General features: G+C 68.1%; 23 protein-coding genes. 5 read left to right on the top strand and 18 right to left on the bottom strand.

The annotated features are described in order from the left end of the window. Nucleotides 1–12 precede the first annotated feature (12 nt). From AAFO60_RS17210 to AAFO60_RS17180, 7 genes are all read right to left on the bottom strand, one after another. Nucleotides 13–912, bottom strand: a complete 900-nt coding sequence (locus AAFO60_RS17210) for a branched-chain amino acid ABC transporter permease (protein ID WP_347957458.1) — start codon at nucleotides 910–912, stop codon at nucleotides 13–15. Next, the gene (locus tag AAFO60_RS17205; RefSeq protein ID WP_347957457.1) at nucleotides 909–1,793 is read right to left on the bottom strand and encodes a branched-chain amino acid ABC transporter permease; all 885 of its coding nucleotides are present in this window, start codon (nucleotides 1,791–1,793) and stop codon (nucleotides 909–911) included. The genes AAFO60_RS17210 and AAFO60_RS17205 overlap by 4 nt, the downstream gene beginning before the upstream one ends. A gap of 97 nt (nucleotides 1,794–1,890) precedes the next feature. Continuing rightward, complete coding sequence (locus tag AAFO60_RS17200) at nucleotides 1,891–3,048, bottom strand: ABC transporter substrate-binding protein (protein ID WP_347957456.1); 1,158 nt, start codon at nucleotides 3,046–3,048, stop codon at nucleotides 1,891–1,893. A gap of 210 nt (nucleotides 3,049–3,258) precedes the next feature. Beyond that, nucleotides 3,259–4,092, bottom strand: a complete 834-nt coding sequence (locus tag AAFO60_RS17195; RefSeq protein ID WP_347957455.1) for a mycofactocin-coupled SDR family oxidoreductase — start codon at nucleotides 4,090–4,092, stop codon at nucleotides 3,259–3,261. After that, nucleotides 4,085–5,845: an FAD-dependent oxidoreductase gene (locus AAFO60_RS17190; RefSeq protein ID WP_347957454.1), complete on the bottom strand. Its 1,761-nt coding sequence runs from the start codon at nucleotides 5,843–5,845 to the stop codon at nucleotides 4,085–4,087. Before AAFO60_RS17190 ends, AAFO60_RS17195 begins: the two co-directional genes overlap by 8 nt. A gap of 132 nt (nucleotides 5,846–5,977) precedes the next feature. After that, nucleotides 5,978–6,400 (bottom strand): nuclear transport factor 2 family protein, encoded by a 423-nt coding sequence (locus AAFO60_RS17185; RefSeq protein WP_347957453.1) that lies wholly within the window; start codon nucleotides 6,398–6,400, stop codon nucleotides 5,978–5,980. Between the two features lie 34 nt (nucleotides 6,401–6,434). Next, the gene (locus tag AAFO60_RS17180) at nucleotides 6,435–7,556 is read right to left on the bottom strand and encodes an NDMA-dependent alcohol dehydrogenase (protein ID WP_347957452.1); all 1,122 of its coding nucleotides are present in this window, start codon (nucleotides 7,554–7,556) and stop codon (nucleotides 6,435–6,437) included. Between the two features lie 182 nt (nucleotides 7,557–7,738). Here AAFO60_RS17180 and AAFO60_RS17175 point away from each other — a divergent pair, with 182 nt between their 5' ends. Further along, a complete protein-coding gene (locus tag AAFO60_RS17175) occupies nucleotides 7,739–8,947 on the top strand; it encodes an MFS transporter (protein WP_347957451.1) in 1,209 nt (402 codons plus the stop codon). Nucleotides 8,948–9,002: 55 nt separating this feature from the next. Here AAFO60_RS17175 and AAFO60_RS17170 read toward each other — a convergent pair whose 3' ends face one another. Further along, complete coding sequence (locus AAFO60_RS17170; protein ID WP_347957450.1) at nucleotides 9,003–9,899, bottom strand: SMP-30/gluconolactonase/LRE family protein; 897 nt, start codon at nucleotides 9,897–9,899, stop codon at nucleotides 9,003–9,005. Between the two features lie 168 nt (nucleotides 9,900–10,067). On the opposite strand from AAFO60_RS17170, the gene AAFO60_RS17165 reads away from it, so the two are divergent. The 3 genes from AAFO60_RS17165 to AAFO60_RS17155 all read left to right on the top strand — a co-directional run bounded on the left by AAFO60_RS17165 (nucleotide 10,068) and on the right by AAFO60_RS17155 (nucleotide 12,315). Continuing rightward, nucleotides 10,068–10,985 carry an alpha/beta hydrolase gene (locus tag AAFO60_RS17165; protein ID WP_347957449.1) on the top strand — a complete coding sequence of 306 codons (918 nt, stop codon included), beginning with the start codon at nucleotides 10,068–10,070 and terminating at the stop codon, nucleotides 10,983–10,985. Nucleotides 10,986–11,042: 57 nt separating this feature from the next. Continuing rightward, nucleotides 11,043–11,348: an EthD family reductase gene (locus tag AAFO60_RS17160; protein ID WP_347957448.1), complete on the top strand. Its 306-nt coding sequence runs from the start codon at nucleotides 11,043–11,045 to the stop codon at nucleotides 11,346–11,348. Between the two features lie 226 nt (nucleotides 11,349–11,574). Further along, nucleotides 11,575–12,315 (top strand): FadR/GntR family transcriptional regulator, encoded by a 741-nt coding sequence (locus AAFO60_RS17155; RefSeq protein ID WP_347957447.1) that lies wholly within the window; start codon nucleotides 11,575–11,577, stop codon nucleotides 12,313–12,315. A gap of 57 nt (nucleotides 12,316–12,372) precedes the next feature. On the opposite strand, the gene AAFO60_RS17150 is transcribed toward AAFO60_RS17155, so the two are convergent. The 8 genes from AAFO60_RS17150 to AAFO60_RS17115 all read right to left on the bottom strand — a co-directional run bounded on the left by AAFO60_RS17150 (nucleotide 12,373) and on the right by AAFO60_RS17115 (nucleotide 23,336). Next, nucleotides 12,373–12,972, bottom strand: a complete 600-nt coding sequence (locus AAFO60_RS17150; protein ID WP_347957446.1) for a TetR/AcrR family transcriptional regulator — start codon at nucleotides 12,970–12,972, stop codon at nucleotides 12,373–12,375. Then, a complete protein-coding gene (locus AAFO60_RS17145) occupies nucleotides 12,969–13,760 on the bottom strand; it encodes an enoyl-CoA hydratase family protein (RefSeq protein WP_347957445.1) in 792 nt (263 codons plus the stop codon). The genes AAFO60_RS17150 and AAFO60_RS17145 overlap by 4 nt, the downstream gene beginning before the upstream one ends. 463 nt (nucleotides 13,761–14,223) lie before the next feature. Beyond that, complete coding sequence (locus tag AAFO60_RS17140; RefSeq protein WP_347957444.1) at nucleotides 14,224–15,381, bottom strand: acyl-CoA dehydrogenase family protein; 1,158 nt, start codon at nucleotides 15,379–15,381, stop codon at nucleotides 14,224–14,226. Between the two features lie 317 nt (nucleotides 15,382–15,698). Beyond that, the gene (locus AAFO60_RS17135; RefSeq protein WP_347957443.1) at nucleotides 15,699–17,699 is read right to left on the bottom strand and encodes a biotin carboxylase N-terminal domain-containing protein; all 2,001 of its coding nucleotides are present in this window, start codon (nucleotides 17,697–17,699) and stop codon (nucleotides 15,699–15,701) included. 35 nt (nucleotides 17,700–17,734) lie between these two features. Beyond that, the gene (locus AAFO60_RS17130; RefSeq protein WP_347957442.1) at nucleotides 17,735–19,348 is read right to left on the bottom strand and encodes an acyl-CoA carboxylase subunit beta; all 1,614 of its coding nucleotides are present in this window, start codon (nucleotides 19,346–19,348) and stop codon (nucleotides 17,735–17,737) included. Next, the gene (locus tag AAFO60_RS17125; protein ID WP_347957441.1) at nucleotides 19,345–20,505 is read right to left on the bottom strand and encodes an acyl-CoA dehydrogenase family protein; all 1,161 of its coding nucleotides are present in this window, start codon (nucleotides 20,503–20,505) and stop codon (nucleotides 19,345–19,347) included. Before AAFO60_RS17125 ends, AAFO60_RS17130 begins: the two co-directional genes overlap by 4 nt. A gap of 3 nt (nucleotides 20,506–20,508) precedes the next feature. After that, nucleotides 20,509–22,224 carry an acyclic terpene utilization AtuA family protein gene (locus AAFO60_RS17120; RefSeq protein WP_347957440.1) on the bottom strand — a complete coding sequence of 572 codons (1,716 nt, stop codon included), beginning with the start codon at nucleotides 22,222–22,224 and terminating at the stop codon, nucleotides 20,509–20,511. 311 nt (nucleotides 22,225–22,535) lie between these two features. Further along, complete coding sequence (locus AAFO60_RS17115; RefSeq protein WP_347957439.1) at nucleotides 22,536–23,336, bottom strand: TIGR03084 family metal-binding protein; 801 nt, start codon at nucleotides 23,334–23,336, stop codon at nucleotides 22,536–22,538. Nucleotides 23,337–23,473: 137 nt separating this feature from the next. Between AAFO60_RS17115 and AAFO60_RS17110 the strand changes: the two genes are divergently transcribed. After that, complete coding sequence (locus AAFO60_RS17110; protein ID WP_347957438.1) at nucleotides 23,474–24,358, top strand: PaaI family thioesterase; 885 nt, start codon at nucleotides 23,474–23,476, stop codon at nucleotides 24,356–24,358. Between the two features lie 69 nt (nucleotides 24,359–24,427). On the opposite strand, the gene AAFO60_RS17105 is transcribed toward AAFO60_RS17110, so the two are convergent. Continuing rightward, complete coding sequence (locus tag AAFO60_RS17105; RefSeq protein WP_347957437.1) at nucleotides 24,428–25,672, bottom strand: MFS transporter; 1,245 nt, start codon at nucleotides 25,670–25,672, stop codon at nucleotides 24,428–24,430. Continuing rightward, on the bottom strand, nucleotides 25,644–26,318 hold the full coding sequence (locus AAFO60_RS17100) for an ArsR/SmtB family transcription factor (RefSeq protein ID WP_347957436.1): 675 nt from the start codon (nucleotides 26,316–26,318) through the stop codon (nucleotides 25,644–25,646). The genes AAFO60_RS17105 and AAFO60_RS17100 overlap by 29 nt, the downstream gene beginning before the upstream one ends. Nucleotides 26,319–26,500: the final 182 nt, after the last annotated feature.

Here is a 26,500-nt window from a genome sequence, read left to right as displayed (position 1 = left end):
TGTCGGTCGTCGTCACGGTGCCGCCTTCACGATCTCGGGCCGAGCGGGTTCATCGTCGTCGCGGACATCGCGTATCCGGATCCGATGCCATGCGTCGCGAAGGACGCCGAAGACTCCGTTCGGCAGGAACAGGGCCGCCAGGACCACGACGACGCCGTAGATGAACTCTTCCCACTCGCCGACGAACGACACCACGGTCGGCAGCCAGACGAACACGACCGAGCCGATGGCGACACCGATCCACGATCGCGTGCCGCCCACGACGATGACCGTCAGTGCCAGAACGACGAGATGGAAGTTGACCTCCGCCGGGGTGATCGTGCTGCGCAGCAGCGTCGTGATGCCGCCCGCGAGTCCACCGACGAGGCCGGACGCCAGGAAGCTGAGCCGGCGATAGCGCACGACGTCGATCCCCAGCGCACTGGCGAGTTCGGGATCCTCCCGGACCGCGTCGATGCGACGACCGAGCCCGCCCGACTCGGTGACCTGGGTGATCGCCACGACGACGACCGTGACGACCAGAATCGACTCGAAGGTGAGGTCGCCGAGGGCGCCGAACAGGCCTGCGGCTCCGCCGGTGAGATCACCGCCGTTGACGGCGACCACCGAGACGATCAATGTGAACGCGATCGTCGCCATGCCCAGGTAGAGACCGGTCAGCTTCTGGATGATCAGGCCGAGCAGGTAGACGACCACGCCCGGGATGAGCATGCCGAGGACGATCGACGGCAGCGTCGCCCATCCGAGGTGCAGCATCGCTGCTGCCGCCGCGTAGCCGCCGATGCCGAAGGCACCGATGCCGGCGAACGAGAACACGCCCATTCGCATCGGGATCTGGATGCTCAACGCCATCAGTAGAGTGGTGAGCGTCTGCTGGAGCAGCACCGTGTTGGAGTAGTACCAGTCGCTCATGTGCGCCTCACTTCCTTGGTTCCGAAGATGCCCTGCGGGCGGAACAGGAGCACCAGGAAGATCAACCCGAACGACACCCCGTCCACCCAGGTACCGAATTCGAAATGGATCATCAGGGTCTCGGATGCGGCGAGGATGTACGCCCCCAGTACGGCGCCGCCCATCGATCCGAGGCCGCCCAGCACGATGATCGCGAAGGCCTTGATCAGCAACGGATCGCCCGAATCGGGTGAGATCGCACCGAGTTGGAGGGTCAGGAGTGCACCCGCGAGTCCGGCGAGCCCACCCGCGACGGCCATCGTGCCGAGCGCCAGCGCGCCGCGGTTGACGCCCATTCCCTCGCTGATCTCCTGGTCGACGCCGATGGCGCGCAATGCCAGGCCCTGACGGGACTTCTTGAGCCACGCGGTCAGACCGACTCCGATGCCGACCGCGGCCACCAGGATGATGACGGTGGTGGTGGTGAATCGGACGCCGCCGACCGCGTACAGCGAGGGCTCGTATCCGGTGTCGAACCCGAACGGGCTCGCACCGCTCACACGCTGAGCGATGGCGATGGGGATGGCGGACACACCGATGCCGGCGATGATGATTCGCAGCTCGGTCGTACGACGGTCGGCGCCGGCCTCGACGACCTTCTGGAACACCAGGAGCTGGGTTGCCAGCGACAGTGCCGCGCCGATGACGACGGCGACGATCAACACCACCGGGAGGGGGAGTTCGGACGCCTTCGTGATCATGTGCACGACGAGCACCGAGAACACGAAGGTGGCACCGTGCGCGAAGTTGAGGATGCCGATCGTGCCCCATGCCAACGCCATTCCGAGCGCGAACAAGAGGTACACCGAACCCAGCGTCGCTGCATTCAGAATTTCCTGCATGTCGGACTTTCTCTGAGTAGGTAGAAGCGGTCGCACCGCTGCCGCTGGGCCGATCGCCGCCCCGCCGGGGCGGCGATCGCTCGGTGCCTCAAGCCGCTCAGCGGACGATCGACTCCTTGCCGCCGGACCACTTGACGATCGCGCCGGTGACCCGCATGTCGTTGCCGTCGAAGGTCAGCTCCCCCATGGCGCCGGGGAATCCCTCGCTCGCGACCTTCACCAGGCCCCGCTGAATTCCCATGCGCGAGGAGTCGTTCGACGCCTTGATCGCGCGGGCGATCCACCAGATCGCGTCGAAGCCCTCGGCGGCGTACGCGTCCGGTTTCTGGCCGTACTTGGCGACGAAGGCCTCGGTGAACTGCTTCGAGGTCTCGCCTTCCATCGCGGCGGAGAAGTCGACCGGATACACGAGTCCCTCGGCGGCAGCGCCGGCGGAGGCGACGTTGCCGGATCCCTGCACCGAGGTGCCGACGATCTGCCCCGTGTAACCGGCCTGACGCAGCTGCTTCATGAAGGTCACCGATTGCGAAGCGATCAGCATCATGACCACGGCGCGGGGGGCGGCCTGGGCGATTCGTTGGGCCTGCCCGGTGAAGTCCTGAGTGGTCGACTGGACCTCGATCGACTGGCCGATCTTGATGCCGTTCGCCTCGGCCTCCTTGGGAAAGACGGTCTTCCCGAGGTTGGCGAAGGTCGGATACGTCGCGTTGTAGATGACCGACACGTCCTTGAGGCCGTTCGCCCCGAGCCACTTCGCGGCGATGTCGTAGTAGCTCTCCATCGGCGCGGTGGCGCGGAAGGTGTAGTCGTTGACCACCACCCCGTCCGCCCCGGACTGGGTGAAGACGGTCGGCACCTTGCGCTGACCGACCATCGGCGCGACCGCTGCGGCCTGCTGGGCCATGGTGGGTCCGAGGATGGCCGACACCTTGTCGTCGGCCATCGTCTTGGTCATCTCGCTGACGGCGCGATCGATCTCGCCTGCGGTGTCGACCTGGTCGAGAGTCAGCGTGACGCCGTCTCCCAGGTAGTGCTGCCCGTTGACCTGGTCGACCGCCAGTTGCGCACCCTTGCTGGCCCCGACGCCCGCATACGCGACCGGTCCGGTCTGGTCGTTGACCGCCTCGATGGTGATGTTCTTGGCGATGCCCTGCCCGCCCTGCGGGCTCCCGCCCCCACCACCGCACGCGCTCAAGGCGAGCGCAGCCACTGATGCCACCGCGATGAGTGCGGTCTTCGTCGTTCGGATCTTCATTGGATGGGAGTTTCCTTTCGAGTACCCGGAGATCACGGGAGAGGTGCACCCGTGATCTCCGGGGCGACGCCGGCTGCCGGCGGGAATCGATGCTGACGATCGGAGACCATCCGCTCGCCATTTCATGATCATAGTAAATATGATTATCACCACAGTGTCAATCGTTGGTCGACGATCGACCCGGCGCGGGCCCTCCGATCCGCCGAAGCGTCAGCGGATCGCCGCGCCCGCGTCGACCGGCAACGTGACACCGGTGACGTAGCGGGCCTCGTCGCTCGACAGGAACAGCACCGCGTTGCTGATGTCGATCGACTCGACCCACGGCACCTGCAGGGCGTTGAGTGACAGGAAGCCCTCGCGGGCGTCGTCGACCGTCGGCTCAGCGACGTCCGGCGCGAACATCCCGTACGTGCCGGGGTTCTGGATCATCGCGGTGTCGACATTCGTCGGATGCACCGTGTTCACCCGGATCCCGTGTGGTGCCAGCTCATTCGCCATCGTCCGCATCAGTCCGACGATCCCGTGCTTCGTCGACACGTAGTGCGCCACATGCTGGATCCCTTTGAGCCCGCCGATCGAGGAGATGAACACCATCGACCCGCCGCCTGCGGAGATCATCGACGGCATCGCCACCTTGGCGGTGTGGAACACGCCCGTCAGATTCACATCGAGCATGTCCTGCCACTCGTCCGACGTCAGCTCCCACGATTTGGCGAACGACGCGATGCCCGCGTTCGCCACGACCGTGTCGACGTGACCGAACTCGGCCAGGCCGATGTCGAAGGCAGCCTGCAGTCGGTCCAGATCGCGGACGTCGGCGACCTCGGCGACCATCCGCCGACCGGTCTTCTCGACCAGCTCGACCGTCTCTTCCAGGTCTTGGCGTGTCGCGAGCGAGTACGTCGACACCGAGTCGATGTCGGCGCACAGATCGACGCCGATGATGTCGGCGCCCTCCTCCGCCAGCCGGATCGCGTGGCTGCGCCCCTGACCTCGCGCCGCACCGGTGATGAACGCGACCTTGCCCGCCATTCGCTCACCCATGGACCGCTCCCATCTGTGCGTGGTCGCCGACCCGTTCGTGATCGTGATGAGTCGGTTCGGCCTGCCGGGGAATCGGCTTGCCCGCCAACTCGTGTCCGATGAGATATGCCAGAGTCAGACCGCGGCCCAGGGCGATCCCGGAGTTGTACGCCGTTCCCGTCGTGGTCAATGCGGCGACCGAGCCCGCGGCGTACAGACCGTCGATCGGTGCCCCGGACCGGTCGAGAACGTGCCCGTCACCGTCGATGTGCACACCGCTCGTCCCGATCCCGGTACCCACGAACCGCAGTCGGATCCCGTAGAACGGAGCCTCCTCGATCGGCCCGAGGACCGGCGACGGAGCGTTGTCCGGGTCGCCGGCGAAGCGGTTGACGTAGTCGACGCTGCCTCGACCGAAGTCCGGGTCCTTCCCGTCGCGTGCGAACCCGCTGAACCGGTGCGCGGTCTTCGTCAGCTCCGCTCCGTCGATGTCGAGCTTCTCACCGAGTTCGGCCAGCGTCGCACCCTGCTGCACCCAGCCCTCGGGATACTCGCCGCCCGGCGGCGTCGCGGCCAATCCGTACTTGCGCCGGTGCTGATCGTCCCAGATGAGGAAGAACGGCAGGTGACGATCGTCGGGGTCCAGCGTCTTGCGGCAGATGTCGACCCAGTACGAGTCGTTGCAGTAGCGTCGACCGCTTCGATCCACGATCATCGAATGCGGCATCGCGTACTCCGGCCCGTAGCCGAATCCCGTCCCGACCTGCGAGCGCCAGCCCGGCAGGATCGGAGTGGCATTGGCCGGGATCCGAGCGAGTTCGCCGCCGACCGACCGCGCGAGCCGCAGGCCGTCACCGCGGATCGACTCCGGCGCCACCGAACCCCAGTCCTCGGGATCGAGCCCCAGGATGTCCGAGACCGCCTCCGGGTCCCAGTCGTAGGTGCTGGTGGCGAGAACGACGGGTCCGCGGAACTCGACATCGCCGGCCGGCGATGAAGCACGGACTCCGCTCACCGCACCGTCGACGTCCTGGAGCAGTGCTGTCACGCGGTGCGCGAGGCGGATGTCGATCGAGGGTTCGGCCAAGACTCGTCGCAGGAACGACGCCACCACGCCGGTTCCGTACGTCAACGGATCCCCGGCGTCCGGTCCGTCGAAGCCGTTGTCGTCGGCGAGCCCGAAGGCGGGCAGGCCGGCGTGCGAGTGCTTGGCGGCCGTGCCGTCGTGCCCGTCGTCGTCGACGTACGTCGCTCGACGCCCCTTCTCCAGAAGCTCACGGTAAGTGGTCCCGACGGGGAAGTACGGGCTGTAGCGCAACTTCTCGCGCCATGGTCCGAGGGTGGATCCGTCGATCACCTCGTTGGTGAGGTAGCGGCCCTGCGGAAGCGCGCCGTCGGCTTCATTGTGGTAGTCGGCCAGACCCGGGATCACCGTCCAGGCGATCGCACCGAGGTCCTCCCAGAACTTCATCGCCGCGGGCGAGGTCTGCAGCCATCGCGTGAATGCGTCGTCGTCGAGCGTCTCGGGCGCGAGATGTCGTGCGACATCTCGAATGTAGGTCTCGGCGAGGTCGAGGGAGTCCTCGATGCCTTCCCGCGCGGCGACGTGGTTGGCGCCGCACCACACCTGACCGCCCGAGTACGCTGCGGCTCCGCCGACCAGGTCGGCTGCTTCGAGAACGACTGCGGGCCTGCCCTGCGTCGCAGCCGCCAATGCCGTCGCCAGACCCGAGAGCCCACCGCCGACCACGATGATCGGTTCCGTCTTGTCCATATCTTGTTCCTCCTAGTTCGCAGCTCTTCGTGCGCGGCCGACTCGCCCGGGTACGGGAACGGTGAGCGCCTTCTCGACCCCTCGGAGTCGAGAAGGCGCTCACCGAACTCGCTACTCGGGCATCGCCCGGAATCAGACTTCGAACCCGTCCATCTGCGGGGTCAGCATCGGCGTGATGACTCTCGCGGAGATCCTCCAGCCGTCCGATGTCCGTACGTACTCGTCCCGATTGAGTGCGATGGCCTTGATCGCCGCGCCGTTCCGCATCTCGCACTCGGCGTACACGTAGTTGGTGCCGTGCGCGTGATCGTCGTCGTCGAAGTCGACGATGTGATTGGTCAGGATGTGCGCACCGCGCTCGACGGCCGCCGCATCGGCGACGAAGAAGGCGTGAATCGCCTCCTGGCCTTCGTAGCGCTCCAGCCCGACCGCGGTCGCGTCCCAGACGGCATCGGCCGTGAACGCCGAAGCCGCCTCGTCGGGGTTCCCCAGATCCAGGCCTCGCGCATACAGATTCGTCGCCCGGATGATCTCGTTGATGTCGTCTGCCCTCATGTGTCCCCCGTCCGTTGCGGTCATCGGAGGCCGATCACAGGTCGTACATGATGACGCCGCGGATGTTCTTGCCCGCACGCATGTCGGCGACCGCCTCGTTGATCTGCTCCAGCTCGTAGGTCTTGGTGACGAGCTCATCGAGCTTGAACTCGCCGCGGCGGTACATGTCGGCGATCAGCGGGATGTCGCGTCGAGCGTTGGTCGACCCGTAGAGCGTTCCCTGCAGGCGCTTTCCACTCATCGCGAACGTGAACAGGTCGAAGGGGACGTCGCGTTGAGTGACCGGGGCCGCGGAGGTCACCACCAGGGTGCCGCCGCGGCAGACCATCTCCTGTGCCGGGTTGAGGAGGTGCCCGTAGGCGATGTCGACGGTGATGAGGACCTTGTCCGCCCCCTGCCCACCGGTCAGCTCGGAGACGAGGTTCGCCGCCTCCTCGAGATCCTTGACCGCATGGGTGGCACCGAACCGCTTGGCCTGGTCACGCTTGTACTCGACCGGGTCGACGGCGATGATGTTCTTCGCGCGCTTGTGGACCGCGCCCTGCACGGCGTTCATGCCGACGCCGCCGGTGCCGATGACGACCACCGTCTCGCCGATCTGCACGTCGGCGGCGTACACCGACGACCCCCAGCCGGTGGGGACGCCGCAGCCGATCAGTGCGGCCTTGTCGAGGGGGATGTCCTTGCCGATCTTCACGCAGGAGTCGATGTTGACCACCACGTACGGGGAGAAGGTTCCGAGGTACGAGAACGGACCGACGCCCTGACCACGCGCGTGGATGCGGTGCGTGCCATCGGGCGCGAACCCGCCCAGGACGCCTGCACCCATGGTGCACAGGTTAGTCAGACCGACGTTGCACTTCTCGCAGTGTCCGCATGCCGGCATGAAAGAGAGCACGACGTGATCGCCGACCTCGAAGTCGGTGACGTGGGGCCCGACTTCTTCGATGATGCCCGCGCCCTCGTGGCCACCGATGATCGGCGCCCAGTCGAGCGGGATGTCGCCGGTGTCGACGTGGTCGTCACTGTGACAGATCCCCGATGCGGCGAGCTTCACCCGCACTTCGCGGCTCTTCGGCGGATCGATCTCGATCTCTTCAACGCTCCAGCCCGAGCGGGTTCCGGGCTCCCAGATCAACGCACCCATTGTCTTCATCAAGTCCTCCTCGGAGTCATTCGCCGCGCAGCATGCGCGATGTAGAACACTTCGCAGCCGTCACATGATCAGGCTCTCGTGACGCTAATCACGCTAACCATTATCATGATAGAAGTAAAGGGTGAATCGAGAAGAAGCACGTTCGCATGGCTGAGGGCCTGGAATCCATGCAGGTGAGAGGCTTGAAGTCAGCCGTCGAACCGCGAACGCGGCATTCCGCGGCAGCGTACGGACTCGTAGCGACAGCCGCTTTCTGCCTACTGGTGGTCGGCTCCAACATCCCCGGTCCGCTCCTGCCCGTCTATCGCGATCGGCTCGAACTGAGCACGTTCACCGTGACCGCACTGTTCGCTGTCTACCTCGTCGGGCTCGTCGTGACCTTCACCGTCGTCGCCCGCACCGGACTGCCCGCGCACGCGACGCGCGTGCTGCCCGCGGCGGTCGTCGTCTGCCTGGTCGGCGATCTCGCACTCCTCGCGGGCAGCGAGGCCGTCGCCTGGCTGTTCGTCGGTCGGATCCTCGTCGGAGTCTCCGTCGGCCTCGGTACCGGCTCGACCGCGACGATCGTCCTCGCCACCCGCGGCGAACGCGGGCGCGCCATCGCCGCGACGGGCACCCTGCTCGGCTCATTCCTCGGACTCGTCGCGTCGGCCGCCGTCGCCGACCTGCTGCCCGCACCGACCACGACCATCTACTGCATCCACGCGACGTGGCTGGCAGTCACGGCGGTCGCACTGGTCGTCGCGCACCGTCGCTCCCGCGGCACGGTGACGCGATTGATCCTCGCCCCCGATGAGACTCGGCCCAGCGGGCTCACCCACCCGGCCACACGGCGAAGCACACCCCGACTGCGAATGGCCGGGATCGCACTGGGCGCCGCGGGATGGGCGATCGGCGGCATCGTCGTCGGACTGCTTCCGACCGTGGTCACCGACATGACCGGCTCAGGCTCCATCACCGTGACGTCACTGGCGCCGATCGTGTTGATCGGCGTCGCCTGCATCGCACCCCGCGTCGTCGGCAGCCTTCCGTCACCGGTCGCCGCCGGAGCCATCGCCGTCGGGGCCGGCCTCTGCTTCGTCGGGGTCTGGGCCGAGAGCCTTTCGACCATCTTCGCGGCCTGCGTCATGTGGGGCGTCGGCCAGGGGTTCGCCTACGCGAACGGTCTGAGGATCGTCGCGGCAGGCGTTCTGCCGGTCGAGCAGGGCCGGGTCGCATCGCAGTACGCTTCGATCGCCTACGGCTTCACGGGCGTGGTCGCGGTGACGACCGGTTGGATCGCCACCGCGGCCGGGACGGTGAGCGGTGTGGGGTTCGCCGGCGTCGTCTTCGCCGCGCTGTCTGCGGCGGCCGTTGCGCTGGGCTTCCGCAGGTGGCCGCAAGGTCGCTGACGCCGGGCCCGGGGGTCGACGACCCGATGAGGCCCCCAGATCGTGTGAGATGCCGTCAGATCGCGGTCGCGAGCAGACTCGCCTCACGGGTGCCGCGGCGTTGATGCTCCGACGACGACGGGGCGGCGCAACCGTACAGGACGTCGCCGCGCACACCACCGACCGCACACGCGAATACGCCGGTGCCGAACCGCCTCTCGTCCAGAATCGCGCCGCCCTCGGCAACCCGGATCACCCGCTGGTTCAGTGCATCGGCAACCCAGATCGTCCGATCCTCGCCGAGGCAGATGCCGTCGGGTGCCACCTGCGCGGCCGCCATCGCATCGCGCACCGACGTCCGGGGAACTTCCGGGCCGAACGCCGCCCAGACGCGCCGATTCGCGAGCCGCCCCGACCGGTCGAGATCGAATGCAGTGAGCCGATTGCCCATGCTCTCGGCGATGACGAAGGTCCGCACCGCGTCCCCCGCCTCACCGAGGATCACCGAACCGTTGGGGAACAGCAGGTCGTCCGCGGCGATTCGGGCCGACCCGTCGGGTGCGACATGGATCAGGACGGCCGATTCGACGTACGAGTGTGAACGGAACTCGAAGCCGAACGTCGAGATGAACGCATGCCCGTTCTCATCGACCGTCATGTCGTTGAGCTTGCCCGTCGCAAGATGCGAGACGTCCGCGTGCACCGACAGGGCCGCGGGGTCGTTCGCGTCGTCCCGCACCAGAACCCGACCGTCGACCATCGACACGATCAGCAGTCGACCGTCGGGCAACCAGCCGAGCCCCGACGGCTGATCCCCCATCGTCGCCTCGACTCGCACATCGGCATCCGCGCCGATCGACAGCACTTCGTGCGCGTACAGATCGGACACCCAGAGCCGATCCCCGCGCCAGCGCGGGCACTCCAGAAACGCGCGTTCACCCACCACCGTGGTGACCACAGACTCGTCCGTCATCGGTTCTCCTCACTCCGGTTCACAGGCCGCCAACCGGCCGACTTCACAATAATCATGCACATAGATTCAATCCCAAAACAATCTCCGATGTGACCGTTGACACTCTCCATGACCATCCATATGATGTGCATGAATATCCCAATTGACGTCGAAGAAGGCGGGCCCGCGATGAGTTTGGACGAAGCAACCACAGGATTCCTGGCGAAGGCGGCCGAAGGCGGCGGCAGACCGCTGTACGAGATGACGCCCGACGAGGTCCGAGCGATGAACGACGGCTTCATCGAGCTGTACGGTCCCGGTCCTCAGATGGCCGCGGTCGAGGACGTCGCCGTCGTCGCGTCGGACGGCTACCCGATCCCGGTACGCGTGCTGACCCCTTCCGACAGCCCGCGCGGTGTCCTGGTGTACTACCACGGCGGCGGATGGGTCGTCGGAAACCCCGACCAGTTCGACACACTGGCGCGCCAGCTCGCCGCAGGCACCGGATGCACCGTCGTGCTACCGGACTATCGTCTTGCGCCGGAGAACATCTATCCGACCGCCGCCGACGACGCGTGGGACGTTCTCAATTGGACCGCGAAGCAGTTCCCCGACCTTCCCCTGCTCGTCAGCGGCGACAGCTCCGGCGGCAACCTGGCGGCCGTCGTCGCGCAGCAGGCAGCTCGTGCCGGCGGCCCCGAGATCGCCTTCCAGGCTCTCGTGTACCCGGTCACCGACAGCGACACCGAGAACGCCACGTACCTCGACCCCGCGAACCAGCTGATGCTCGACAAGAAGGCGATGGATTGGTTCTGGGACCTGTACACCCCCGACAAGAGCACTCGCAGCAATCCGAACGTCTCGCCGTTGCAGGGCGATGTCGCCGGTGCGGCACCGGCGGTCGTCCTGCTCGCCGAGTACGACGTCCTCCGTGCGGAGGGTGAAGCGTACGCAGCCAAACTCGAAGCCGCGGGCGTCCCCGTCCAGATGCGCGTGTTCGACGGTCAGATGCACGGCTTCTTCCAGTTCGTGAACATCCTGCCCGGATCGGCCGCAGGCGTCGAGTACTTCTCCACCGCGATCACCCGCCACCTCGACTCCCTGTAGCACCGCGCCCCGCAGTGCCCGACCCTCCATCCGACTCGCCCCGCCGGAAAGGCCATCATGTTCCGCATCACCGTCAACTATCATCACCCCGAAGATCCCGAACACTTCCTCACGCACTACCGAGACGTCCACGCCCCACTGACGATGACGATGCCCGGCGTCACCTCATTCGAGTGGGGCGTGTGCGAAACTCTCGACGGAACCAGACCCGAGCATTTCGTCGTCGGTGTGCTGACCTTTCCCTCCAAGGACGCGGCGATCGCCGGCCTCAGTTCCGCCGAGGGACAAGCGGGGGCGGCGGACATGGCGAACTTCGCCACCGCCGGCGCGGTCATCGACATGCATGAGGTCAATGTCGCCTGATCGTCCGAGCATCTCCACGGCGCCGACCGAACACTTCTGCCTCTGAGAACATTTCGGTCGGCGCCGTTCTCGACCACTGCGTCGAGTAGTCGTACATCAGTAGTACCGTGATGTCTGTCATGTTTCATCCGCTCCGCAAGTTGTGCGAGTGCGGACCCGCATATCCAGAGGGGGGCGATCGAGTGCGCACCGGAAGGTTCCAGCATCACACGGTCGGAGATCGAGAGTGACCGCCTCGACGCGAGCCCCGAAAGCCGCCGTCGTCATCAGCCAGCAGATCGTCCAGGAGGCACTCGACGCCGGCCTCGGACCCGGCGATCTGCTGCCGTCCGAGAAGGTCATGGTCGAGAAGTACCAGATCGGCCGTGGCACCCTCCGTGAAGCGCTGCGGTTGCTTGAATTCCAAGGTGTAGTCGTGATGAAGCCCGGCCCGCGCGGCGGCCCGGTGCTTCAGGAACCGACCGGGTCGTTCCTGTCGGGCGCCTTCGTACTGCTGATGCAGTTGCGAAACGCCCCGCTGCGGTCGATCTTCGAAGCTCGGCTCAGTATCGAACCGGTCATTACTCAATTAGCGGCCGCCAATATCTCGGACGAACGTCTCTCCGAGGTCGGCGCGACCGTCGAACAGATGAAGGTCGCACTCAAAAGCGATCGCCGCGCATTCCTGGAGGCGAACAAGGAATTCCACGATCTCATCGCGTGGTCGACGGACAATCCGTTGCTCGGTTACCTCGCGGATTCACTGCTGGAGGTCACAAACGGCACGATTGTCGGAATGGATTTCCCGCAGTCGAGACGAAAGGCCACTCTCGCCGCGCACGAGTCGATCTTCACCGCAATGAGTAATCGGGACGCGAACGCGTCGATGGAGGCGATGAACGAACACATCGCCGAGTATCTGAATTATGCGGAGCGGAAATTCCCCGACATCATCGGATCCGTGGTCCGGTGGGACCAGGATCTGTAGGCCTCTCCGTCCTCCCGCACGCCGTTCCGTTGACACCGGTCCCCGATCCGGCCCGAATCAGCCCAGCGCCACCGTCAACTGCTCAACCCAGGCTGCGGCGACGCCCGCCCGTCGACGCGAGTCGTCGGACAGGGTGTCGGCCAGACCCAGCCCTCGCGCCAGATCGAGGGTGATCTGCGCCAGACGGTGGGCCTGCGGGTGTGTCCCGTCCGGATCGAGGCCGGCGACGACGAACTTGTGCGCGGCCCGGCCCAGTTTGGCCTCCAGGGGGCGGATCACGTCACCGAGCGCGGGATCGGAGGCGGCGGCCGACCAGACCTGCAACGCCGCCTTGAACGGCTTGCCGGTGTAGATCGACACGGCTTGGTCGACGACGGCCTCGATCCGGTCCGCACCCGACGGGACTGCGGCCAACGACTGCGTCGCCTCGACCATCATCGTCTCGTACATCTCCTCGATGACCGCGTGGAACAGCGCCTCCCTGGTCGGGAAGTGATGCTGCGCCGCCCCGCGCGACACCCCGGCCTCCTCCGCGACCTTCGCCACCGTCGTCGCGGCCCAGCCGCGCGTGGCGAGCAGATCGACCGCGGCGGCCACCAGCCGCTCCCGGGTGGCCCGGGAGCGGTCCTGCTGAGGTTCACGGACCGGCGAGTTCACGACCGACTCGTATCCCACGCCGGGCGCCGCTTGCTCAGGAACGCGGTCATGCCCTCCCGCGCCTGGTCGGAGGCGAACAGCTTCATCGACTCCTCCGCACGCGCGGCGGCGGCCTCGTCGAATCCGTCGAGCAGCGCGGCGGTGGTGAGCTTCTTGCTCACCGACAGCCCCTGCGGCGACGCCTTGCGGATGCCTTCCAGGACGCTGTCGAGTTCGGCGGCCAGCGCGTCGGACGTCTCGGACGCGGCGGTGACGAGGCCGATCTGCTGAGCGAGTTCGCCGCCGAACTTCTCGCCGGTCAGGAAGTAGCGACCGGCCGACCGCGGGGTCATCTTCGCCAGCAGCGGGATGGAGATGATCGACGCCGCCAATCCCAGTCGAGACTCGGTGAGCGCGAAGGTCGCTGCGGGGCCGACGAGCACGATGTCGGCCGCCCCGACCAGCCCGAGGCCACCCGCTCGAACATGGCCGTCGGCGACCACGATCACCGGCTTGTCCAGTTCCAGAATGGTCCGGATCAGTCCGACCATCGCCTTGCCGCCCTCGGCTGTGGCCTCCTCCGGACTGAGGCCGCGTTTCAGCGCCTCCCCCAGGTCGGCGCCGGCACAGAACGTCCCGCCCGTGTGGGTGAGGACGACGGCGCGGATCGCGTCGTCGGCCGCCCCGTCGAACGCCTGCTGCAGCTGCGCGACGAGCGCGCCGCTGAGCGCATTCCGGTTGGCGGGCGAATCGAGCGTGACAGTAAGCACCGCCGCCTCGACGGCGGTCTGGACGAGCGTGTCGGTCATGATTGTCCTCCTTGTGTTTTGCTGTCCCGATCCCTCGGCTCCGAGGTTCCGCCCAGGCTGATCGAGTAGCCCGCGAACGAAGTGAGCGAGCCCCTCAGGCTGATCGAGTAGCCCGCGAACGAAGTGAGCGAGCCCCTCAGGCTGATCGAGTAGCCCGCGAACGAAGTGAGCAAGCCCCTCAGGCTGATCGAGTAGCCCGCGAACGAAGTGAGCGAGCGTATCGAGATCCCCCCTGGCCTCGATACACCCTCGGCTAGCGCCTCGGCCTACTCGACCACCCTGCCCAGGCGCACCAGGCCCCCAGGCTCATCGACCACGAACGCACCCAGCGAGCCCCAGGCTCATCGAGTAGCGATCGAACGAAGTAGCGAGCCCCCAGGCTCATCGAGTAGCCCGCGAACGAAGTGAGCGAGCGTATCGAGATGCCGGCGACGTACCCGTACACCAGCCCGGGCCCAAACTCTCAGTACGACTTCGGCAGGCCCAGGCTCGTCTGCGCCACGAAGTTCAGGATCATCTCCCGACTCACCGGCGCGATCCGCGTCAGGCGCGAGAGCGGGAGCATCGCGGCCAACCCGTACTCGACGGTCAGACCGTTGCCGCCGAGGGTTTGAATCGCCTGGTCGACGAGCTTGGCCGTCGCCTCGCCCGCGGCGTACTTGGCCATGTTGGCCGGGACCGCGGCACCCCAGTCGTCGCCCGCGTCGTACAGGGTCGCGGCCTTCTGCATCATCAACTTGGCCATCTCGAGTTCGATCTTGCCCTGCGCGAGCGGATGGGCGATCGCCTGGTGCGCGCCGATCGGCGTCTTCCACACCGTGCGGTCGTTGGCGTATTCGACGGCACGGTCGAGGGCGTAACGCCCCATGCCGACCGCCGACGCCGACGCCATGATGCGCTCGGGATTGAGTCCGGCGAACAGCTGGCTCAGCGCGGCGTCCTCGGAGCCGACCAGCGCGTCGGACGGCAGCCGCACGTCGTCGAGGAACAGGGTGAACTGCTTCTCCGGGTTGATCAGCTCCATCTCGATGATCTGCGCTTCGAACCCGGGCGCGTCGGTCGGGACGATGAACAGCGCGGGCTTGAGGCGACCCGTCTTGGCGTCCTCGGTCCGCGCGACGATCAGCACGGCCTGCGCCTGGTCGACGCCGGAGATGAACACCTTGCGGCCGTTGAGCACCCACTCGTCTCCGTCACGCGCCGCGGTGGTGGTGATCTGGTGCGAGTTGGAGCCGGCGTCGGGTTCGGTGATGCCGAAGGCCATCGTGATGGTGCCGTCGGCCAGTCCGGGGATCCAGCGCTGCTTCTGCTCGTCGGTGCCGAAACGGGCGATGATGTTGCCGCAGATGGCCGGCGAGACGACCATCATCAGCAGCCCGGTGCCGCCGGCCGCAAGTTCCTCCATGACGATCGCCAGCTCGTACATGCCGGCACCGCCGCCGCCGTACTCCTCCGGCAGGTTGACGCCGATGAAGCCGAGTTCACCGGCCTCGCGCCACAGCTCGTCGGTCTTGCGTCCCTGTCGGGCGCAGTCGACGAAGTACTGGTGCCCGTACTTCTTCACCAGTCCCGCAACGGCTTCGCGCAGGGCGGTCTGTTCTTCGGTTTCGATGAAACTCATGGGGGTCCTTCGTGAGTTGTGTTGCGGGTGTGTGTTTGCGGGGTCTCGATACGTCCTCGGCTAGCGCCTCGGACTACTCGACCAGCCTGGGTTGGGGCCGACCCGACCGGCCTGGGGTGGAGTCGGCGCCGGTCAGGCGCATCGAACGGTTCAGGCTCATCGAGTAGCCCGCGAACGAAGTGAGCGAGCGTATCGAGATGCCGACGGGTCTCGATACGTCCTCGGCTAGCGCCTCGGACTACTCGACCAGCCTGGGGCGGAGCCGGCGCCTTACTCGACCAGCCTGGGGAGCCGCCTGCCCGGCGCGGGCTTCGGGGCTACTCGGCTTCGGCCTCCTCACTGATGACGGCCAGCACGTCGCCGACGGCCAGCTGGCGGCCGGCCTCCACGGCGAGGACCGACACGATGCCGTCCGACGGCGCCGAGACGGTGTGCTCCATCTTCATCGCCTCCAGCCACAGCAGCGGCTGACCTGCGGTGACGCGGTCGCCCTCGGAGACGGCCACCCGGATCACCGAGCCGGGCATCGGCGCCAACAGCGAGCCGGGCCGCTGCACGGCCGCCGGATCGACGTACCGCGGGGCCCGCCGCAACGTCACCGCCGCACCCGGCCAGTCGACGAAGACCTGATCGCCGACCACGCTCACCCGGTACCGACGCGCCACACCGTCGCGGATCAGCACCACCGTGTCGGGCGACACGGACGAGACGGCCGCCCCGTCGAGGTCCGGCAGTTCGACGACGCCGCCGCGCCCGAACCGGTACCGCGCGACGATCTCGGTGCCGTCGGCGGCCACATACGTCTTGCGCTGATAGTCGGAGGCCAGGTTGCGCCACCCCGACGGCGCCCCCGGGACCGCACGCGCGCGGGCCCGATTGCCCGCCGACTGCGCCAGCGCGGCGACCGTCGCCGCCACCAGATCGGCACCCTCACCGGCCAGCGGCTTCGCCAGCTCGGCCACCCGCTCGGGCGTCAGGTAGCCGGTATCGGTGGCGCCGGCGAGGAAGTCCTTCTCACGCAACGTGTTCACCAGCATGTCGCGGTTGGTGACGACGCCGTGGATCTCGGCGTCGGCCAGGGCGCGGGCCAGGATCGCCGCGGCCTGAGCACGGTCGGGCGCCCACGAGATCACCTTCGCCAGCATCGGATCGTAGAAGGTCGAGATCTCGCTGCCGTCGGCGACACCGGAGTCGACGCGGATGCCCGGCCGCTCCAGCAGCCCGAACCGGGTCGTCGCAGGCAGGTCGATGCGGGCCAGCGTGCCCGACTGCGGCTGCCAGTCGTGCGCCGGATCCTCCGCGTACAGGCGCACCTCGATGGAATGACCGAAACCGCCGGCCTTCGCCGCCACCGGAGCGTCACCGAGCGGCTCGCCCATCGCCACCCGCAGCTGCCACTCCACCAGGTCGACACCCGTGGTGAGCTCGGTGACCGGATGCTCCACCTGCAGGCGGGTGTTGGTCTCCAAGAAGAAGAACTTGCCGGTCTCGTCGGCCAGGAACTCGACGGTCCCCGCGCCGCGGTAGCCGATCGAGGTGACGGCCTTGCGGGCCGCGGCGAACAGTCGGTCGCGCATGTCGCCGCCGACCCGCTCCACCAGCGGCGCGGGCGCCTCTTCGACGACCTTCTGGTGGCGTCGCTGAATGGAGCACTCGCGTTCGCCGACGGTCCACACCTGGCCGTGCTCGTCGGCCATCACCTGAACCTCGATGTGGTGGCCGCGTTCGATGTACGGCTCGCAGAAGACCGTCGGGTCGCCGAACGCCGACTCCGCCTCGCGGCGGGCGGCGGCGACCTGCTCGGCCAGTTCGCCGAGCTCGCGGACGACGCGCATTCCGCGGCCGCCGCCACCGGCGGAGGCCTTGATGAGCAGCGGCAGGTCGTCGGCGGTGACCGCATCGGGTTCGATGTTCCCGAGCACCGGCACCCCGGCGTCCTTCATGAGCGCCTTGGCGTTCACCTTGGAGCCCATCGCGGTGATCGCCGTGGGCGGCGGACCGACCCAGGTCAGCCCGGCGTCGATCACCGCGCGCGCGAACTCGGCGTTCTCCGACAGGAATCCGTATCCGGGATGGATCGCGTCCGCGCCTGCGGCCCGGGCGGCGGCGATGATCGCGTCACCGCGCAGATAGGTCTCCGCGGAGGTCGAGCCGGGCAGACGGACCGCCGCATCGGCGGCCGCCACGTGCGGGGCGTCGGAGTCGGGGTCGGAGTACACCGCGACGGTGTTCAGACCCATCTCGACGCAGGTGGCGAACACCCGTCGGGCGATCTCGCCGCGGTTGGCGACCAGGACAGAAGTGATGGCGGAAGGCATAGAGGAGTTCCTCGCTGTAGTCATGTGTGACTCCGTCACATCCGGAAGACGCCGAAGTTGCTGGTGCCCTCGACCGGTGCCGATGCGATCGCCGACAGCGCCTGGCCGAGCACCGTGCGCGTGTCGCGCGGATCGATGACGCCGTCGTCGTAGAGCATCCCGGACAGGAACATCGGGACCGACTCCGCTTCGATCTGCGCCTCGATCATGGCGCGCATCCCGGCGTCGGCCTCCTCGTCGACGGTGCCGCCGCGGGCCTCGGTGGCCGCGCGGGAGACGATCGAGATGACCCCGGCGAGCTGCGCCGCACCCATGACGGCGCTCTTGGCGCTGGGCCAGGCGAACAGGAACCGCGGATCGTAGGCACGACCGCACATGCCGTAGTGGCCTGCGCCGTAGCTGGCGCCCACCAGCACCGAGATGTGCGGGACCGTCGAGTTCGACACCGCATTGATCATCATGGCGCCGTGCTTGATGATGCCGCCCTGCTCGTACTCCTTGCCGACCATGTAGCCGGTGGTGTTGTGCAGGAACAGCAGCGGCGTGTCGCTGCGGTTGGCCAACTGTATGAACTGGGTCGCCTTCTGCGCCTCGGCAGAGAACAGCACGCCCTGCGCATTGGCCAGGATCCCCACCGGATACCCGTGAATCCGCGCCCACCCGGTGCACAGCGATGCACCGTACTCGGGTTTGAACTCGTCGAAGTCCGAGTCGTCCACCACGCGCGCGATCACCTCGCGCGGATCGAACGGAATCTTCAGATCCGGCGGCACGATCCCCAGCAGCTCCTCCGGGCTGTACCGGGGCTCGGCCGGGGCCGCGCCGTCGACGGATTCGATCGGCCCCGGACCGGCCTTGCGCCAGTTCAGCCGCGCGACGATCCGCCGCCCGATCCGGACCGCGTCCTGCTCATCGGCGGCCAGGTAGTCGCCCAGACCCGAGACGCGGGCGTGCATCTTCGCCCCGCCCAACTCCTCGTCGTCGCTCTCCTCACCGGTGGCCATCTTGACCAGCGGCGGACCGCCGAGGAAGACCTTGGAACGCTCGTCGATCATCACCACGTGATCGCTCATGCCCGGCACGTACGCGCCGCCGGCCGTCGAATTGCCGAAGACCAGCGCGATGGTCGGAATGCCCGCCGCCGACAGCCGGGTCAGATCCCGGAACATGCCGCCACCCGGGACGAAGACCTCCTTCTGCGTCGGCAGATCGGCGCCGCCCGACTCCACCAGCGAGATCACCGGCAGTCGGTTCTTCATCGCGATCTCGTTGATGCGCAGGATCTTTCGCAGGGTCCACGGATTGGACGTGCCGCCCTTCACCGTCGGATCGTTGGCGACGAGCACGCATTCGGTGCCTTCGACGACACCGATGCCGGTCACCAGCGAGGCGCCCACCGTGAACTGCGAACCGTACGCCGCCAACGGGCACAGCTCCAGGAACGGCGAGTCCTCGTCGATCAACAGCTCGATCCGCTCGCGCGCGGTCATCTTGCCGCGCTTGCGATGCCGCTCCACGTACTTCTCGCCACCGCCGGCGAGGACCTTGCGGAACTCCAAGTCGAGCTCGGCGAGCTTGGCGTTCATCGCCTCGACGTTGGCCGCGAACTCCGCCGACTCGACGTCGACCTTGCTCTTGAGAATGGTCACGCCTGATACCCCAATCGCTTCGCCGCCAATCCGGCCAGGATCTCGTTGGTGCCGCCGCCGATGCCGATGAGCCGCATGTCGCGGTACTGGCGCTCGACTTCGGATTCGCGCATGTAACCCATGCCGCCGTGCAACTGCACCGCCTTGTTCGCGACCCACTCGCCGGTCTCGACGGCGGTGTTCTTCGCGAAACAGATCTCGGCGATCAGATCATCACCGGAACTGACTCGTCGTTCCACGACCGCCCGCGTGTAGGTGCGGGCGACGTCGATGCGGCGGGCCATCTCGGTGACGGTGTCCTGCACCGACTGCCGCTTGATCAGCGGCTTGCCGAAGGTCTCCCGGTTCCGGACCCAGTCCAGGGTCAGATCCAGGCAGCGCTGCGCGCTCGCGTAGGCGAGGATCGCCAGGGAGGCGCGCTCGGTGACGAAGGCCTGCGCGATCTGCGCGAACCCGGAGTTCTCCGGCCCCACCAGGTTCTCCACCGGAACACGCACATCGGTGAACGACAGTTCGGCCGTGTCGGAGGAGAGCCAGCCCATCTTGTCGAGCTTGCGGGTCACCTCGAAGCCGGGAGTCCCCTTCTCGATCACCAGCAGCGACACGCCCGCGGCGCCGTCGCCCCCGGTGCGGACCGCGGCGACGATGAAGTCCGCGCGCACCCCCGAGGTGATGAAGGTCTTCGCGCCGTTGACGACGTAACTGTCGCCGTCGCGTACGGCCTTGGTGGTCAGGTGCCCGACGTCGCTGCCGCCGCCGGGTTCGGTGATGGCCAGGCTGCCGATCTTCTCGCCTGCCAGGGTCGGCTTGACCCACTTGTCGAGCTGGGCCGGATCGTTCGCGGCGATCAGGTGCGGCAGGGCGATGCCGTGGGTGAACAGCGAGGCGAAGACACCGCCGGAGGCACCCTGGTAGGCGAGTTCCTCGGTCAGGATCGACGCGTCGATCAGGTCGCCGCCGGAGCCGCCGATCTCCTCGGGCACGCCGAGGCCGAACAGGCCGAGCTCGGCCGCCGCGCGGTGCGTCTCACGCGGGATCAGGCCGTCGCGCTCCCACTCGTCCTGGTACGGCAGGATGTGCCGCTGCGCGAACCCGCGCACGGTCTTGCGGAGCTGACGACGCTCGGGCGAGTCCCAGATGTCACTGGCGATGGGCACTGGTCAGTTACCTTCCGTCGGGAGGAATCGGGTCGGGATCGGCACCACGCGCGAACGCAGCCATTCGCCGAGTCCCTTGGCCTGGGGGTCGAAGCGCACGTTCTCGGCGACGCCGCGTCCCAGAATGTCTTCGATGACGAAGTTGATCGCCCGCAGGTTCGGCAGCGGATAACGATGCACCGTGAGCCCGGCGACCTCGGGCAGCAGTTCGCCCAGCCGGGCGGTGCTGAGGGTCTCCAGCAGCCAGGCGTACTCGTCGTCGCCGCGCGCCCACAGACCGATGTTGGCGCTGCCGCCCTTGTCGCCGGACCGGGCGCCGATCAGCGTGCCGAGCGGCCGCGGAACCGTCGGCCCCCAGTCGGTGCCCGCGGGCGACGACGGCACTGCCACATCGGCGATCGGGTCGGTCCGCAGGGGCGACGGCTCCACCCGGACGGTGACGCCGTCGGGCTGGTTCACCTGATGCGGGACGAGCGCGGCGTCGACGTAGGCGGGTTCGAAGACCCCGTACGGCGAGCCGCTCGCGGGCGGCGCCGACAGGGTGAACCCGGGATAGCTGGCCAACGCCAACTCCACCGCGGTGTTGGTGAACGCCCGGCCCGCGACCTTCGGGTCGGGGTCGCGCGCCACGCAGCGCAGCAGCGCGCTGGCCTTCTCCTCGGTGTCGGCGTCGGGGCGGTCCAGCCGCACCAGCTCCCAGGCGAGCTCGGCCGGACGCGCGGGCAGCGCGGCCTCGAACTGCTGCTGGAACAGGGCCGCCTTGGCCTCGATGTCCAAGCCGGTGAGGATCACCTGGAACTCGTTGCGGATGCCGCCGAGGTGGTTGAGCGAGACCTTGAGGTTCTTCGGCGGCGCCTCCCCCTTGACACCGGAGATGCGGACGCGGTCGGGGCCGTCGTCGCTGAGCGCGATGGTGTCCAGGCGCGCGGTGGCATCGGGGTTGTAGTAGCGCGGCCCCTGGACCTCGTACAGCAGCTGGGCGGTGACCGTGCCGAGCTGCACGGCGCCGCCGGTTCCGTCGTGCTTGGTGATCACCGAACTGCCGTCGGCGGAGATCTCGGCGATCGGGAAGCCGAGGCGCCCCATGTCGGGGATCTCGGTGAAGAACGAGTAGTTGCCGCCGGTGGCCTGCGCGCTGCATTCGATGACGTGGCCGGCGACCACCGCGCCCGCCAGCTGATCGAGGTCGGCATGACCCCAGTCGAACGCCGACGCCGCGGTCCCGACCACCAGCGAGGCGTCGGTGACGCGTCCGGTGACGACGATGTCGGCGCCCCGGTCGAGTGCGTACTTGATGCCGAATCCGCCCAGGTAGGCGTTGGCCGTGATCGGATTGCCCAAGCCGAGTTCGGCGGCGCGTTTGACGATGTCGTCGCCGTTGACGAAGGCCACCTGCGTGTCCACGCCGAGCTTGCCCGCGAGTTTGCGCAATGCGACGGCCAGCCCGTGCGGGTTGAGTCCGCCCGCGTTGACCACGACCTTGACGCCCTTGTCGGAGATGAGCCCGAGGTTCTCCTCCATCTGCCGCAGGAAGGTCTTGGCGTAACCGAGGTCGGGGTCCTTGAGTCGGTCGCGGCCCAGGATCAGCATGGTCAGCTCGGCCAGGTAATCACCGGCGAGGTAATCGAGGTCGCCGCCTTCGAGCATCTCGCGGACCGCGCTGAAGCGGTCGCCGTAGAAGCCGGAGACGTTGCCGATGCGGATGGGTGTGTCAGTCATGGGATCCTTCGCAATCGTTCGTCGTCACATGCGGTGGGGAATGTCGGTGTCGCGGTGCGGGGTCTCGATGCGGCGGCCTCGCTCCGCTCGGCTGCCTTACTCGACCAGCCTGGGACGTCGGCCCCGCCGAGCCGTTCGATCGCAGCCTTCCGACCAGCCTGGGGAGCCGTGCCCTCGGCGAGAGCGCGGCCGAAGGTTCCCCAGGCTGGGAAGTCGGGGCGTTCTGCGAGCGCACGGCCGACGGTTCCCCAGGCTGGTCGAGTAAGCGACCGGAGCGCAGCGGAGGGAACGCATCGAGACCCCCGCACCGCTCACCCGGCACGACCTTCAGCGTGCGGCTCGCGCCCGCCGCCGGGCGGTCCGGCGAACGCCTGCGCGATCGACGCCCAGGTGGCGGCGTCGTCGCCGACGATCTCCAGGGCCAGGTCGGACAGGTGCCTGCGCTGGGTGATCAGCTCGCAGAAGTCGACCGCCGGGCCGCGCACCACGTTGCTCGCGTCGGCCGGCCCCCACGTCCACACCTCGCCCGAGGGCGCGGTGATCTCGTAGCGGAACTCCTCGGTCGGCGCCTCCAGCCCGTTGACCAGGTAGGCGAAGTTCCGGGTCCGCACCCCCAGGTGCACGATGTTCTTGATGCGGTCGTCCGCGACCCGCGCCGCGCCGAGCGCATCGGCGACGTCGAGTCCGTGCGCCCACGTCTCCATCAGCCGCGCCGTCGCCATCGACGCCGCCGACATCGGCGGGCCGAACCAGGTCAGCTTGGTACCGTCCGGGACCGCGACCAGTGCACCGCCGAGCCGGGCTCGCGTCTTGCGCCAGTCGGCGAGCAGGTCCGCGGGGGCGCGCACCGCCTCCGCCTCCGCGGCCGCGTCGACGAAGCCCAGCGGATCGCCCATCGCCTCGCCGACAACGGCGGCGAAGCCGTCCGGATCGGTGATCGACAGGAGCGACACCCGGTCGGTCCACAGCAGATGCCCGATCTGATGCGCGACGGTCCAGCCCTTCGCCGGGGTCGGCGTCGCCCATGCCTCGTCGGGGAGGTCGGCGACGAGATCGTCCAGAGATTCGGATTCAGCCTGCAGAGCCTGCACCAGTTCGTCCACAATCGGCATGCGACCAGCGTCACACGGATGCGTGAATAAATCAAGCGCGCATGATTGTTTCTGGTTTCGGCGCGTCCGAGTGGCACCCGTCTCATCCGGCTCCGATGGACTTCTCAGTACCGGCGACCGCCTGATAGGACGGACCCATGACGACTCAGCCGGCGATCGCCGATCCGTTCACCGTGTTCGCGATCGGCCGCGACCGCGCCGCCGCCGGCGTCCTCACCCAGCGGCTCGGCACCGCCCTCACCGACCACCGCGGTCTCATCGACCTGCCCGCGCTCACCGTCTTGTTCGACGACATCGGCGGCATCCCGTTCTACCGTCTGGACCCGACCAACTCGTCGATGCAGGCCCGCCTGACGATGTCGATGGTGAGCCGTCCGGCAGTGAGCGAAGAACTGCGCGCCGAGGCCGCACTGCAGATGCACGACGACGCGTACGGCACGACCGCCGTGACGATCACCGGCCAGACGAGCGGCCCGGTGTGCTTCGGGACCGCCCGCAACATCCGGGTGGGCCGGCCGGTCACCGACGACTCCGCCATGGAACTGCGCCCCGCACCGCCCGCGCCCGACCACGTCCCGGCGGTGGCCGCGCTCGACCCGACCCTCGACGGCGGCGAGGTGATCGCGCAGCTCGTCGACGGATCGCTGCCGGCGGGCCCGATCACCGAGCTGCTCGGCGGCGTCGTCGTCGGCACCGATGACGACGGCTCGGTCCGGGCCGAGTTCACCACCGACACGTGGATGGCGAACATGATGGGCACGATGCACGGCGGGGTGATCGCCGCGATGCTCGCCCAGGCCTGCTCGTTCGGCGCCCAGCGCCAGGTCCGCCCCGGCGGCGGCTACCAGCTCATCGACTTCACCTGCGAGTTCCATCGCTCCCCGATCGTCGACGGCCGCCGGGTGCGGATCGACGTGACACCGGTCAAGCTGGGGCGGCGCCTGAGCCTGTTCGACGCCCGCATCTACGACGGCGACCAGCTGCTCGGTCGCGCGACGGCCGACGCCCGTTTCGATCTGTGAAGTCGTGAAGACTCCCGGTGCGATCGTGGTTCGCCGTGAACCACGATCGCACCGAGATCTTTCGGCGGATCAGTTCGCCCGGGCCGCACTCCGCGACCACAGCAGCACCGGCAGCATGACGAGCGTCAAGACCGCCGTCGAGATCGCCAGGAAGCCGAAGCCCGCGGCGGCGGCCACCACGCCGGACGCCGCGCCGGCGCCCGCCCCGGCCAGAGCGATGAGCACGTCGATCGAGCCCTGCACGCCCGCGCGGTTGCGGACGCTGGTGCCGTCGACGATCAGCGCGGTGCCCGCGATCAGACCGAAGTTCCAGCCCAGCCCCAGCAGCGCGAGAGCCACGATGAGCAGGCCGAGCGAGTCCGCGGGCGCCAGCGCGGCGACCAGCCCCGCGGCCAACAGCGTGACACCGCCGGCCACCGACATCCACAGCCGACCGATCCGGTCCACCAGGGCCCCGGTGACCAGCGACGGCAGGAACATCGCGCCGATGTGGATGCCGATCACCAGGCCGACGTCGCCCAGTGAGTGATCGTGCGCGCGCATGTGGACCGGCGTCATCGTCATGACCGCGACCATCATGATCTGGGTCAAGATCATCACCGTGGCGCCGGCGATCACGCTTCGGCTCCATCGCGGCGCCGCGCCGTCGTCGGCGGTGAGCTCGTCGTCGGGTCCGGACAGTCGTTGGGCCAGGATGTAGGGGTCGGGGCGCAGGAGCGCGAGCAGGGTCGCGCCCGCGGCGAGGTAGGCGACGGCGGCCAGCAGGAACGGTCCGGCCAGAGCGGGAATCCCGAGCGCGGTCGCGAGCGAGCCGAGCGGCTCGATCAGATTGGGGCCGGCCACCGCGCCCAGCGTGGTCGAGACCATCGCGACGCTGATCGCCCGGCCGCGATGCTCGGGGGCGGCGAGGTCGGCGCCGGCGTAGCGCGCCTGCAGGTTGGTCGCAGTGCCCGAGCCGTAGACGAAGAAGGCGACGAACAACAGCGGCACGCTGCCGATGACGGCGGCGATCACCACGCCGATCGCGCCCAGCCCGCCGGCCGCGAATCCGACGCCGAGACCGGTGCGCCGACCCAGCCGCTGGGTGTAGCGACCCACCAGGAAGGCGGCGAGGGCCGACCCGAGGGTGAACAGCGCGGTCGGCACGCCGGCATAGCCCTCCCCGCCGAGCATGTCGGCGGCCAGCAGCGCACCAACCGCCACCCCGGCGGCCAGTCCCGCACCGCCCAGGACCTGGCTCGCGACGACGACGCGCAGCGTGCGCCGCTGCACCGCCGCGAGGTGATCAGGATCGAGGATCTGCGTCGCGCTCAAGATCCACCTCCCCCTCGGCTCGCCATTCGAGCACCCCGTCGGCCAACGCCGTCGCATCGAAGCCCCGCTCGCGCAACCATTGCGCGCTGGTTCGGGCCAGGCGGCACAGTTCGCCCCGGCAGTAGATGACGACCGGCCGGTCGTCGGGCAGCTCTCGCCATCGGTCGGGCAGCTCGTCCGCCGGGATCGACACGGCGCCGCCGAAGTGGCCGGCCGCGTACTCCTCGGCGCGGCGCACGTCCAGAACCAGTGCGTCGTCGGCGATCGCCGCGGTCCCGACGACCGACGTGGTCGGATCGCCCAGATAGCGGCCCACCTCGTCGCGCAGATGCGACGACCGCTTCATCCCGACCTGCTGGGCGACGACGAACAGTCTCGCCACATCGTCGCCGGCCAACCGGTAGAAGACGGTGGTCCCCTCCCGCCGACACTCCACCAGTCCGGCCCGCTTGAGCGTCTGCAGGTGCGCCGACACCGAGGTCACTCCGATCCCCGACAGCCGCGCCAGCGCATCGACGGACTGCTCCCCCTGCGCCAACACCTCGACCAGGCCGAGCCGCCTGGGGTTCGCCATCGCCTTCAGCACGTCGGCGAGCGCGTCGAGGACCGCGACGCGGTCCCCCGCCTCACTGTTCCATGAGTTCATGGAATACGAGGATAGCGGCTGCGGCCCGTAAATGAATCCCCGATTCCGGCCGAATCGCTGGGTGTCAAGCTGTTTTGAGTCGGTCTGTCGACTTTCTTATGCTGTTTTCTGAAGCGCCGGTCGGCTGGGTCTGTGATGCAGGTTGATGCCTACTTCAGCAGCCGGCGTGGGCAGTTTCGGTG

The sequence above is a fragment of the Gordonia aichiensis genome (assembly GCF_039946255.1).
GTDB classification, from domain to species: domain Bacteria; phylum Actinomycetota; class Actinomycetes; order Mycobacteriales; family Mycobacteriaceae; genus Gordonia; species Gordonia aichiensis_A.
The sequence above is the reverse complement of the archived record's forward strand: the minus strand, read 5'-3'. Positions and strand labels throughout refer to the sequence as shown.

Bases quoted from the DNA above. Each gene is read 5' to 3' on its own strand.
- AAFO60_RS17195 (WP_347957455.1), bottom strand. From the start codon at position 4,092: ATGGGTGAGCGAATGGCGGGCAAGGTCGCGTTCATCACCGGTGCGGCG.
- AAFO60_RS17135 (WP_347957443.1), bottom strand. From the start codon at position 17,699: ATGCCTTCCGCCATCACTTCTGTCCTGGTCGCCAACCGCGGCGAGATC.
- AAFO60_RS17140 (WP_347957444.1), bottom strand. From the start codon at position 15,381: ATGAGTTTCATCGAAACCGAAGAACAGACCGCCCTGCGCGAAGCCGTT.
- AAFO60_RS17190 (WP_347957454.1), bottom strand. From the start codon at position 5,845: ATGGACAAGACGGAACCGATCATCGTGGTCGGCGGTGGGCTCTCGGGT.
- AAFO60_RS17115 (WP_347957439.1), bottom strand. From the start codon at position 23,336: ATGCCGATTGTGGACGAACTGGTGCAGGCTCTGCAGGCTGAATCCGAA.
- AAFO60_RS17205 (WP_347957457.1), bottom strand. From the start codon at position 1,793: ATGCAGGAAATTCTGAATGCAGCGACGCTGGGTTCGGTGTACCTCTTG.
- AAFO60_RS17170 (WP_347957450.1), bottom strand. From the start codon at position 9,899: ATGACGGACGAGTCTGTGGTCACCACGGTGGTGGGTGAACGCGCGTTT.
- AAFO60_RS17185 (WP_347957453.1), bottom strand. From the start codon at position 6,400: ATGAGGGCAGACGACATCAACGAGATCATCCGGGCGACGAATCTGTAT.
- AAFO60_RS17200 (WP_347957456.1), bottom strand. From the start codon at position 3,048: ATGAAGATCCGAACGACGAAGACCGCACTCATCGCGGTGGCATCAGTG.
- AAFO60_RS17160 (WP_347957448.1), top strand. From the start codon at position 11,043: ATGTTCCGCATCACCGTCAACTATCATCACCCCGAAGATCCCGAACAC.
- AAFO60_RS17100 (WP_347957436.1), bottom strand. From the start codon at position 26,318: ATGAACTCATGGAACAGTGAGGCGGGGGACCGCGTCGCGGTCCTCGAC.
- AAFO60_RS17145 (WP_347957445.1), bottom strand. From the start codon at position 13,760: ATGACCGACACGCTCGTCCAGACCGCCGTCGAGGCGGCGGTGCTTACT.
- AAFO60_RS17120 (WP_347957440.1), bottom strand. From the start codon at position 22,224: ATGACTGACACACCCATCCGCATCGGCAACGTCTCCGGCTTCTACGGC.
- AAFO60_RS17110 (WP_347957438.1), top strand. From the start codon at position 23,474: ATGACGACTCAGCCGGCGATCGCCGATCCGTTCACCGTGTTCGCGATC.
- AAFO60_RS17210 (WP_347957458.1), bottom strand. From the start codon at position 912: ATGAGCGACTGGTACTACTCCAACACGGTGCTGCTCCAGCAGACGCTC.
- AAFO60_RS17180 (WP_347957452.1), bottom strand. From the start codon at position 7,556: ATGAAGACAATGGGTGCGTTGATCTGGGAGCCCGGAACCCGCTCGGGC.
- AAFO60_RS17165 (WP_347957449.1), top strand. From the start codon at position 10,068: ATGAGTTTGGACGAAGCAACCACAGGATTCCTGGCGAAGGCGGCCGAA.